We start from the raw sequence: 11,045 nt of genomic DNA, 5'->3' as shown, positions 1-11,045 counted from the left end.
GTCTCTCTCTCGCAGGTGCGTTATAGGAAGGCGCGTCTGCAACGCGGCCAGAACCGCGACGTTGAACGGGAGTGTTCTTGTAGTCTCCCAATCATCAGCTTTCGAATGATTTTTCTGTAATCCTGGATCGAGCGGCGCTCCTCGTCCGGCGCATCATCTGGTAGGCCCGAGCTCAAATTCTGCCCGTAACCACCGAAGGATCGCGGTGAGGTGTCCGTTTCGAGATCAAGGGAACGGGATCGTGTTTCAGGCATCCGCGCCAGGCTACCCTTGGCGCGCAGACGGCTCGCAGGGTGTGAGGCTGCACAGGATCTTTGGGCGGTTGGCGAAGTTATGGGCGCGCGGGGGGCTGCGCTCATCGTTTTTATTGTGACTGTGCGGTCGCAATCGAAGAATAGAGAATCTCACCCGCGTTAACTCGGTTCATCAGAGGCTGTTCGCCACGAACGGCTATCTGAGAAGCAATAGGAACTATGTCAGTCACTACGAGAAGCCGACCAAAGCCGGGCGGTCGCAATTCTGGAGATGATCACGCTCTCTGCCACATGGACGAACGTTGGCTCGGCCTGATCGAATAATCTAGGAATGACTTTCCAGAGCGGACACCGGGTGGACGGACCGTAGTCTGCTTTGCCGAGGTCGTTAAGGCATTCCGTCCGGCCGATACCGCGCCCGGGCGAGACTTCGAGGCTTGCACCAATGACGAAATCCACGGTCACCATCTATGGCATCCCGAACTGCGACACGATGAAGAAGGCGCGGGCCTGGCTTGCCGCCCACGGGGTCGCCGCGACGTTCCACAATTACAAGACGGAAGGTATCGACCGGGCGCGGCTCGAGCGCTGGGCCGGCGCGGTCGGCTGGGAGACGCTCCTCAACCGTACCGGCATGTCGTTCCGCAGGCTCTCCGATGCGGACAAGCGGGATCTCGATCGGGAGAAGGCGATCACGTTGATGCTGGCTGGGCCGTCGCTCATCAAGCGACCGGTGCTGGAGATCGGGGGGCGCAAGCCGCTGGTCGGCTTCAAGCCGGAGATCTATGCGGCGGCATTCGGAGCGTGACCGTCCCGGAAAAATAAAAGACGGGACAGGTGTGCGGGGCCTGTCCCGTCCATTGACGTGCCCATCTTGCGACGGGTCGTACGATGCGGCTCGATCACCAACGCGGGGACATGGGCATTCGGACCGCACTTGGCAGAGAACGGATTGCCCGCCGGTTTATTCTCCAAGACGTGCAAAAAAATCGATCCGCCCAATGCCTTCGCCCGGCGGAAAGGAGCCTCTCAAAAAAGAGGCCCCCCAGCTTGGGGGGAGGGGAGCTGGGGGGCCGACCGTGGGAAGAGCGCCGCCTTACGGTGGGGGGACCGCGGTGGCGCTCCGTCTCGCTGGAGTGCGGGGGTGGCAGCTCCAGCGGACCATGGGAACAGCGGGGAGGGCGCTTTGGTTCCCACAAGGAGGATATTAAAGCGTTGCGGAGGCGGCGCTGTTCCGGAGGGAACAAAAGGGGGGCAGCGGGCAGCAGGCAGGAAGTGGGCAGTAAGCATATCCTGCCTGCTGCCCGTTGCCCGCTTTAATCGAGGTCTGCGACTTCGAGGCTTGAGCCGCCGCGCATGCGCTGGGCGAGGGTTGCTTCGATGAACGGGTCGATGTCGCCGTCGAGAACCTGGTCGGGGCTCGAGCTCTGCGTGCCCGTGCGCAGGTCCTTCACGAGCTGATAGGGCTGCAGAACGTAGGAGCGGATCTGGTGGCCCCAGCCGATGTCGGTCTTGGCCGCCTGCTCGGCGGAGGCTTTCTGCTCGCGCCGCTTCAGCTCGAGCTCGTAGAGACGCGCCTTGAGCCGCTTGAAGGCGATGTCCTTGTTCTGGTGCTGGGAGCGCTGCTCCTGGGCGAAGATGACGATGCCCGTCGGCTTGTGCACGAGGCGGACGGCCGACTCCGTGCGGTTCACGTGCTGGCCGCCGGCACCGCTCGAGCGGGCGAAGCTCACGTCGACGTCGGCCGGGTTGATCTCGATGTCGATCGAGTCGTCGATCACCGGGTAGACGGTGACGGATGCGAAGCTCGTGTGGCGGCGGGCGTTGGAATCGTAGGGCGAGATGCGCACCAGGCGATGAACGCCCGCTTCCGTCTTGAGCCAGCCGTAGGCGTTGTTGCCCTGGATTTCGAGCGTCGCCGATTTGAGGCCGGCTTCCTCACCGGGGCTCTCGTCGATCAGCTTGACCTTGAAGCCGCGGCGTTCCGCCCACCGCATGTACATGCGGGTCAGCATCTCCGCCCAGTCCTGGCTTTCCGTACCGCCGGCGCCGGCATGGACCTCGACGTAGGTGTCCATGCCGTCGGCCTCGCCCGACAGCATGACCTCGACGCTCTTCCTCTGCACCTCCTCGTCGAGACGCTTCAGTGCGCCCTCGCCCTCTGTCACCGTCTCTGCGTCGTCCTCGGCCTCGCCGAGCTCGATCAGGGTCAGATTGTCCTCGAACTCGCGCTCGATGCGGCGGAAGTCGTCGAGGGACGACTCGAGCTGCTGGCGCTGGCGCATGACCTTCTGAGCCTGCGCGGGGTCGTTCCAGAGCGCGGGATCCTCCGCGCGCCGGTTGAGATCGGCTAGACGTGCCTCGGCCTGCTCCGGGTCAAAGATACCTCCTCAAGAGGTCCAGCGCCTCTTCGATGGACGTGGCGACTTTTTGCGCTTCAGCGCGCATGGCGGCTCTCCAACGACATTCATATCGGGGAATTGGCTGACATATAGGTGCGGCGCACGCGGCTGTAAACGCGGCGTCGCGATGCACCGCGCGGCCGTCCGCGGCGCAACGCCTATGGGGCAGGAGAGCCTCTCACCACAGGCCGCCCGGGCCGCCGCTGTAGCCCTGTGAGGTGGGTGCCGGCTGCCAGGCGTCGCCCGACGACGACTGCCTGGCGTCCGAGCTTTGCGCGTAAGGATCGCTGAAGCCGATGACCGAGTAGGCGTCGTCCGGCTCCTCGTCGGTCTTGAAGGCTTCGGCGATCGCCGCGGTGTCGTCCGGCGAGGCGCGGAGCCCGGTCTTCAGGCTCACGCGCACGAGCTTGATGCCCGGCGGGATGCGGAACGGCGTGGCGGGCTGATCGGCGAGCGCTGCTTCCATGAAGTTTCCGAAGATCGGTGCCGCAACGGCACCGCCGGTATTGCCCTTGCCCATGGGGCGCGGCGTGTCGTAGCCGATGAAGACGCCGACCACGAGATCGGGCGTGTAGCCGACGAACCAGGCATCCTTCTCCTCGTTGGTGGTGCCGGTCTTTCCCGCCAGCGGACGGTTCAGCTTCTTCAGCGACGTCGCCGTGCCGCGCTGGACGACGCCTTCGAGGATCGACGTCATCTGGTAGGCAGTCTGGGGATCAATGACCTGATTGCGGTCGTCGGGGACGTCCGGCTCCTCCTGGTTCTCCCAGTGGTCGGCCGAGCAGCCGGGGCATTCGCGTGCGTCATGGCGCCAGACGGACCTGCCCCAGCGATCCTGGATGCGGTCGATCAGCGTGGGGCGGATCGCCTTGCCGCCGTTGGCGAGCATGCAATAGGCGGTGGCCATGCGCAGAAGCGTCGTCTCGCCGGCGCCGAGCGACATCGACAGCACGGGAAGCAGGTCGTCGTAGATGCCGAAACGGCGCGCGTACTCGGTGATGATCGGCATGCCCATGTCCTGGGCGAGGCGCACCGTCATCTGGTTGCGCGATTTCTCGATGCCGACGCGCAGCGTCGTGGGGCCGTGCGAGCTGTCCTTTTCGTAGTTCTGCGGCTTCCAGATGTCCTGGCCGGGGCCCTGCTCGATCTCGATCGGCTCGTCGAGGATGATCGACGTCGGCTTGTAGCCGTTGTCGAGGGCGGCTGCGTAGACGAACGGCTTGAAGGACGAGCCGGGCTGGCGCTTGGCCTGCAGCGCGCGGTCGAACTGGCTCATGGCGAAGGAGAAGCCGCCGGAGACGGCGAGCACGCGGCCCGTATGCGGGTCCATGGCGATCAGGCCGCCCGAGATCTCGGGGATCTGCATCAGCGACCAGACGCCGGCGAGGTTGGCTTCGTCCTTGGGCGCGACGTAGATCACATCACCCGGCGCCAGGAGATCGGACATCTGCTTCGGCTCGGTGCGCTTGGCGGTTCGTGCCCACCTGATCTCGTCGAGGGTGATCTCGACGGCGTGGCGCTCCTCGGTGAGTTTTCCGTCCTGCTTGCGCTGCGGCTTGAGGCCGACCACGGCCTTCGTCTTCTCCATGGAGAGCACGACGCCGAGACGCCAGGGCGCGATGTCGGACGCGCTCTCGATGGCGCCGAGCGGGATGCCCCAGTCGCCCGAGACGTCGATCCGGCTCACCGGGCCGCGCCAGCCCTGCTTGCGGTCGTAGGCGACGAGGCCGTCGATCAGGGCCCTGCGGCCGATCTTCTGCAGGCGGGGGTCGAGGGTCGTGCGCACGGAGAGGCCGCCGGCGTAGAGCTTGCCCTCGCCGTAGGCGTTGAACAGCGAGCGGCGCACCTCCTCGGCGAAATACTCGGCGGCGAAGATGTGCGCGCCGCCCGGGCGCAGGTTGACCGCCAGTGGCTTCGCCCTGGCCTCGGCGTCCTCCTCCTTGGTGATGTAGCCGTTCTCGGCCATCTGGCCGATGATCCAGTTGCGCCGCTCGGTGGCGCGGGCCGTCTGGCGGAAGGGGTGGTAGTTGTTCGGGGCCTTGGGGAGCGCGGCGAGATAGGCTGCCTCCTCGACGGTGAGGTCCTTCAGCTCCTTGTTGAAGTAGGCGAGGCTCGCGGCGGCAACGCCGTAGGCACCGATGCCGAGATAGATCTCGTTCAGGTAGAGCTCGAGGATCTTGTCCTTGGAGTAGGCGCGCTCGATGCGGATGGCGAGGATCGCCTCCTTGATCTTGCGATCGAGCGTGCGGTCGCTCGTGAGAAGGAAGTTCTTGGCGACCTGCTGGGTGATGGTGGAGGCGCCCTCGGCGCGCCGGTCGCTGCCCTTCATCTTGCCTTCGACGATCTTGAAGACGGCACGCGCGATGCCCTGGATGTCGAGGCCGCCGTGCTCGTAGAAGCGGCTGTCCTCCGCCGACAGGAATGCCGCGATGACGCGCTTCGGGATCGTGTTGATCGGCACGAAGATGCGCCGCTCGCGCGCGTACTCGGCGATGAGCGAGCCGTCGTGGGCGTGGATGCGCGTCATGACGGGCGGCTCGTAGCTCGCAAGGCTCTCGTAGTCCGGAAGATCCTTCGATGCCTGCCACAGCACGTAGCCGGCCCCGGCGGAGCCGACCAGGAACAGGACGACGAACGCCGCAAAGCTCCAGCCGATGAAGCTCAGCAGCAGGCTCTTGCGCCTGCGGGTCCGTCTCCGGGAGACCGGCTGCGGTGGTGGCAGAGGAGGGGCTCGCATTCGGCCAGGGTCCGATCGACCGTGTTTTGGGGGCAACTCTATAAGATGCGGCGCACTGCTATCGCACCGCAGCAACCCGCGGATCAAGTGGCAACATTACCATGGAATGTGGCATCACGTCGTCCAAACATCCCGATTTCCTAAACGTGATTTACCATGCGCCGCCGCGTGATAGGCGCCGGGGACTCGGTTGGCCGGCGTCGGGATGGGGCGCCTTTTTCTCTTTATTGCCCTTGCTTCAATGGTCGCACTCACGGGCCGGGCGAGGCGGCGGTCCGCTTCGCGAAGTAGGCATCCACGGCCGCGGTGATCGAGGCTGCGATCTTCTTGCGCCACTCAGGCGATTTGAGGAGCTTCTCGTCCTCGGGGTTCGAGAGATAGCCGAGCTCGATCAGCACCGAGGGAGCGTGGGATTGCTTCAGCACCTTGAACGCGGCGGCCCGCTGGGGCTCGCGGGCGAGCGAGGTTGCGGATTTCAGCTTGCGCACCAGCACGTTCGAGAAATCGGCCGAGAAGTTCGCCGTCTCCCGCGTCATCAGGTCGAACAGGATGCTCTTCACCTCCTCGTCACCCTCTCCGTCGACGACGTTGATGCCGGCGATGAGGTCGGAAGCGTTCTCCTTCTCGGCCATGCGGCGCGCCTGCTCGTCGGATGCCCGCTCCGAGAGCGTGTAGATCGTCGCGCCCCGCACGACCTGGGCGCCATGCTGCTCGGAGAGCGAATCCGCATGCAACGAGACGAAGAGATCGACGCCCTGCGCGGCGGAGAGCTTAAGCCGTTGATCGAGCGAGACGAACACGTCCGACGTGCGGGTCATGTGCACGTCGTAGCGGCCGGTCGCGGCGAGCTGGCGCTCAAGCTCCGCGGCGGCAGCGAGCACGACCTCCTTCTCGAGCAGGCCGGACGCGCTCACGGCGCCGCCGTCGATGCCGCCGTGACCAGGGTCGATCATGATCACGGCCTTGCCGTCCGGCCTCAAGGCGTCGGCTTTCGGGGGCTCGGCCGGCGGCGGAGGCGGGGCGGCGGTGGCCTCGGCCGCCTTGCCCGCTCCGGTGCCGGTGCCGAAGCTCGCCGGGTCCGTGGTCACCATGTCGAACGCGAAGACGATGCCCTTGCCGTCCGGCTTGGCGGTCATGGCGGCGCGCTCAATGCGCACGGGGCCGGTGGTGTCGAGCACGACGCGGGCCTTGCGCTCGGCGAAGAGGCCGTAGCGGAACGTGCGCACCAGACCATGGGTCTCCTGTCCGGTGCCGTCGGGGAGGTGGAATGCCACGTCGGGGAGATCGACGATGACGCGGTAAGGGTTGGCGAGGGTGTAGATTTCGGCCGTGACGCCCGCCGACAGGTCGAGCCGGAACGTGGTCCGCAGGTGATCGCCGGAGACCTCCGCTCGCGTGGCGGAGGCCGTCTCGGCGGCCCGGACGGGGGCGCCGAGCCAGACATGCATCAGCATCGCGACGACGGCCAGTGCCGTCCGCAAAGCAACCGATCCGGCCCTGGTCCCGATCTCCGGAAGCACGCGTTCCCCATCGCGTTCGTAAGCAAATTATTACGTATATGCTGTAAGTTAGGTCAAATCGGGGCGTTTACGCAAGGGTGAGCGTCAAGCTCTCCTTTTACGGCATCATTCCACAAACGGGCTTGCCACACCGCCGGCGAACCCGTACAAATTCAACCGCATCGTGTTCGAGTACGTCCTCTTCACGCGCAAGTCACGTCGGCTGTTGGATGCTCGGTCCGGTTGAAGGCCGGTTTCATGCCAACCCGCGAAATGCCCAAGTCCCGTAGGTGGACGATGCGCACGGCCCGATGATCGTCGGCGCGTGCTTCGTGATCGGCAGCGTTGTCGCCCAGGCCCTTCGAGCGGCTCGGGCCAAAGATGCGCCGAGATGCGTCGCCCCGACGGTACGGGCCGGAAGCGGTCCCGGTTGCGATGCGGCTTACCTGATCCGGCGTCCGCGCCACAGATGGTTGCCCCCGTCCATTTCCGACGCATGCCGAAGGCGTGATTCGGATCACTCGTTCGAGACCATGCAGATCGACCGCGCATTCCGATTTTTAGTAACCGAGCCCGCAGCGGCCGGTCCGGGAATGCGCGCCCGACCGTTCACCCCAACCTTCTTTCCTTCACACACCCCAAAGGCGCGCGCCTCGACACGGCCGCAAGTCGCCTCCGGCCGCAGGGCCGGTTCCGGTGGTCCGGCCCACCGGCGCGCAGAGGATAAAAAAACATGGCACCCAACAAGATGCTCATCGACGCCACCCATCCCGAGGAGACCCGGGTGGTGGTGCTGCGTAACGGACGCGTAGAGGAGTTCGACTACGAGAGCGCGGCGCGCAAACTTCTCCGCGGCAACATCTATCTGGCGAAGGTGACGCGCGTCGAGCCGTCGCTGCAGGCGGCGTTCGTCGACTACGGCGGAAACCGGCACGGCTTCCTCGCCTTCAACGAGATCCATCCCGATTATTATCAGATCCCGATGGCCGACCGTCAGGCGCTCATCGAGGAGGAGGCCCTGGCCGAGGCGGAGGAGGAAGCCGCCGCCGACGCGCGCGCCGAGCGGCTGGCCCGGCGGCGCCGGCCGCAGGAGCGGGCGAGCGGGACCGACGCGTCCTCCGCCGACGGCGAGACGCCGCACGAGGATGACGACGGCGAGGACGACGACGCAGACGCCGAAGAGGAGAACGGCGTGGAGGATATCCACGCCGAAGACGACCATCATGACGACGATGACGACGAGCGTCATCCCGACGACGGCCCCGCCGACGACGATCCGCCGCAGGTGATCGCCGAGGCGAGCGTCCGCGACGAGGTGCTGGTCGAGGCGGTGGCGGCCCCGGAGGGTCGCGAGGAGGATCGGGCGAACGGCGCCGAAGACCTGGAGCCCGTTGCGGATCGCGCCGGCGAGGACGAGGCCGGGCCCGCGGTTTCCGAGGTCGCTCCCGAGAGCTCCGGCGAAGCGGGCGGCGTCGAGGTGGTTGCCAGCGCCGCGGCTGAGCCCGAAGCGGTCGAGAGCGCGGGGTCGGAGGATGCGCTCGAGGAGCTGCCCTCGCGTCCGCGCCGCAGGCTGCGCAGCTACAAGATCCAGGAGGTGATCAAGCGGCGCCAGGTGATCCTGGTGCAGGTGGTCAAGGAGGAGCGCGGCAACAAGGGCGCGGCGCTCACCACGTATCTCTCGCTCGCGGGCCGCTACACGGTGCTCATGCCCAATACGGCGCGCGGCGGCGGCATCAGCCGCAAGATCACCAATCCGCAGGACAGGAAGCGCCTCAAGGCCATCGCGCAGGAGCTTGAGGTGCCCGAGGGCATGGGGCTCATCATCCGCACGGCGGGTGCTGCGCGCACCAAGCAGGAGATCAAGCGCGACTTCGAGTACCTGCTTCGCTTGTGGGAGAGCGTGCGCGACCTCACCCTCGAGAGCACAGCGCCGAGCCTCGTCTACGAGGAAGGCAACCTGATCAAGCGCTCGATCCGCGATCTCTACAACAAGGACGTCGAGGAGATCGTCGTTGCGGGCGACGCGGCGCACAAGGATGCGAAAGACTTCATGCGCATGCTCATGCCGAGCCATGCGAAGAACGTGCTCCTGCACCAGGACCCCGAGCCGCTGTTCACCAAGTACGGCATCGAGCGGCAGCTCAATGCCATGTTCAGCCCGTACGTGACGCTGAAGAGCGGTGGCTATCTGGTCATCAACCAGGCCGAGGCGCTGGTCGCCATCGACGTCAACTCGGGCAAGGCGACGCGCGAGTTCTCCATCGAGGAGACGGCGCTCAACACCAATCTCGAGGCGTCGGACGAGATCGCGCGCCAGCTCAAGCTGCGCGACCTCGCGGGCCTCATCGTCATCGACTTCATCGACATGGAGGAGAAGCGCAACAACCGCGCCGTCGAGCGGCGGCTCAAGGATGCGCTTCGCTTCGACCGCGCCCGCATCCAGCTCGGACGCATCAGCCACTTCGGGCTCATGGAGATGAGCCGGCAGCGGCTGCGCTCCGGCGTGCTCGAGGGCTCGACGTCGCAGTGCCCGCATTGCCAGGGTACGGGCATCATCCGCTCGACCGAAAGCGTGGCGCTCGCCGTGCTGCGCGCGCTCGAGGACGCGCTGATGGCCGGGGCGCGCACGTCGCTCGTGGCGACCACGACGTCCCAGGTCGCGCTCTACATCCTCAACAACAAGCGCCACTTCATCAACGAGATGGAGACGCGCCACGGCATCTTCGTCACCGTGCAGGCGAGCGACAAGCTGCAGGGCGCCAACTTCCTGATCGAGAAAGGCCATGCGGCGCCCGTCGCGACGCGCCGTCCGGACCGGGCGGCGGTCAACATGGACTGGGGTTTCACCGGGGAAGGCGAGGGCGAGCCGGTCGAGGCCGAGGACTCCGAGGAGGAGGTTGCCGAACCCCGCAGCGCAGAGGCGCAGCGCGGCCGCGGCGAGGAGCGCGAGGGCGGCCGCCGCCGCAGGCGCCGGCGCGGCCGGCGTAATGGTGAAGGCCGTGGCGAGCCGAGGGCCGATGACCGGCGCAGCGAGGAGGCCGCCCGGCCTTACGACGACGATGAGGCCGACGATCACGACGTGCCCATCGAGATCGGGGGCGGACAGACGGCCGACGCTGCCGAGGACTTCGGTGAAGACGCGCACGCTCACGACGACGGAGAGGCCGGTCGGGCGGCGCGTGGACCGGACGACGGCCCGCGCGAGCGCGACGGCACCGAAAATGGAGGCCGCCGCCGGCGCCGTGGCCGGCGTGGCGGTCGCCGCGGGCGGGACCGCGCCCGTGGTCCCGAGGAGGGCGCCGCCGACGAGGCGATCGATCGCGCGGAGGCGGAGGGCGCGGAGCCCGACGACGCCGCGCCGGATGTGCCGGCTGTCGCCGCGGAGGCGGAGGACCTCAGAGTGCCGGCACCGGCGCGGGAGCCGCGCCGCCGGTCGTCCGAGCCGCGCGAGGACGCGAGCCGCGTTGCGCCGCAGCCGTCCGAACCACAGCCGTCCGAGACGCCGGAGCCGGCCGAGCCCGTTGTGGCAGACGCTGCACCTGCGGCTCCGGCCGAGCCTGCACCGGCCACCCCGGCTGAAGCACCTGCATCTGCCGCTCCGGCCGAGCCGGTTCAGGCGCCCGAGGATACGGTGCTCGCCCGCGTGCGTGCACGCCAGGCGTCGTCCGCTGAGCCCAAGCTCGAGCGTGTCGTCGTTTCTCCGAACCAGGACGACGGAAGCAATGCCGGCGCAGAGGAGCCCGTGGTGCGGCGTGGCTGGTGGCAGCGCCGTCTCGGCGGCTAGACCGATCGCTTCGGACCCCTAGGTCCGAAGCGACACCCGTCTCTCTGATCAAATGCGTAGAGCGCGGAGTTGCGCGGCGGAGCTTCGGTTCCGCCGCGCAACCGTATGCGGCGGGTCTGAGGTCTTGGCCGGCGTCCGGCCGGTCCCTTGTTGTCCGCCCTGCGGCTCCTACCTCCGTCTTGGCAGATGGGACGAAAGACGGGAGGCGAGTGCCGGTCGCGCTCCGTTCGCATGGAAACTCTGCTCGTTAATACAACTCTCGGCAGGTGCGACAATTTTTCATGTCGCTTGTTTGCGATCGAGATTCTGTCTGCGATATCAGGACTTCTACGTAGTAGCGGCAGTCCGGCGGGAGTGCGGCGATGCGGG

At 66.7% G+C, this 11,045-nt stretch carries 5 protein-coding genes; 2 read left to right on the top strand and 3 right to left on the bottom strand.

What is annotated here, in order from left to right; all coding sequences use genetic code 11:
• The first annotated feature begins 699 nt into the window (after window positions 1–699).
• A complete protein-coding gene (locus V7082_RS06540) occupies window positions 700–1,062 on the top strand; it encodes an arsenate reductase (protein ID WP_334146938.1) in 363 nt (120 codons plus the stop codon).
• 508 nt (window positions 1,063–1,570) lie between these two features.
• Here the strand turns inward: V7082_RS06540 and prfB are convergent.
• The 3 genes from prfB to V7082_RS06525 form a co-directional block, all read right to left on the bottom strand.
• A protein-coding gene (gene prfB / locus V7082_RS06535; protein WP_334146936.1) for a peptide chain release factor 2 occupies window positions 1,571–2,702 on the bottom strand; the annotation gives its coding sequence in 2 pieces (ribosomal slippage) (window positions 1,571–2,632 and window positions 2,634–2,702; 1,131 coding nt in all).
• A 132-nt stretch (window positions 2,703–2,834) separates the two neighbouring features.
• The gene (locus V7082_RS06530; RefSeq protein WP_334146934.1) at window positions 2,835–5,393 is read right to left on the bottom strand and encodes a penicillin-binding protein 1A; all 2,559 of its coding nucleotides are present in this window, start codon (window positions 5,391–5,393) and stop codon (window positions 2,835–2,837) included.
• A 251-nt stretch (window positions 5,394–5,644) separates the two neighbouring features.
• On the bottom strand, window positions 5,645–6,874 hold the full coding sequence (locus tag V7082_RS06525) for an N-acetylmuramoyl-L-alanine amidase (protein WP_334146932.1): 1,230 nt from the start codon (window positions 6,872–6,874) through the stop codon (window positions 5,645–5,647).
• 751 nt (window positions 6,875–7,625) lie between these two features.
• Here V7082_RS06525 and V7082_RS06520 point away from each other — a divergent pair.
• Window positions 7,626–10,676 carry an Rne/Rng family ribonuclease gene (locus V7082_RS06520; protein ID WP_334146930.1) on the top strand — a complete coding sequence of 1,017 codons (3,051 nt, stop codon included), beginning with the start codon at window positions 7,626–7,628 and terminating at the stop codon, window positions 10,674–10,676.
• The last annotated feature ends 369 nt before the right edge of the window (window positions 10,677–11,045 follow it).

Source organism: Hyphomicrobium sp. (genome assembly GCF_036833075.1).
Lineage (GTDB): Bacteria > Pseudomonadota > Alphaproteobacteria > Rhizobiales > Hyphomicrobiaceae > Hyphomicrobium_C.
This window is presented reverse-complemented; position numbering and strand designations above follow the sequence as displayed.

Coding starts and splice junctions, on each gene's coding strand:
- V7082_RS06520 (WP_334146930.1), top strand. CDS start 7,626: ATGGCACCCAACAAGATGCTCATCGACGCCACCCATCCCGAGGAGACC.
- V7082_RS06540 (WP_334146938.1), top strand. CDS start 700: ATGACGAAATCCACGGTCACCATCTATGGCATCCCGAACTGCGACACG.
- V7082_RS06530 (WP_334146934.1), bottom strand. CDS start 5,393: ATGCGAGCCCCTCCTCTGCCACCACCGCAGCCGGTCTCCCGGAGACGG.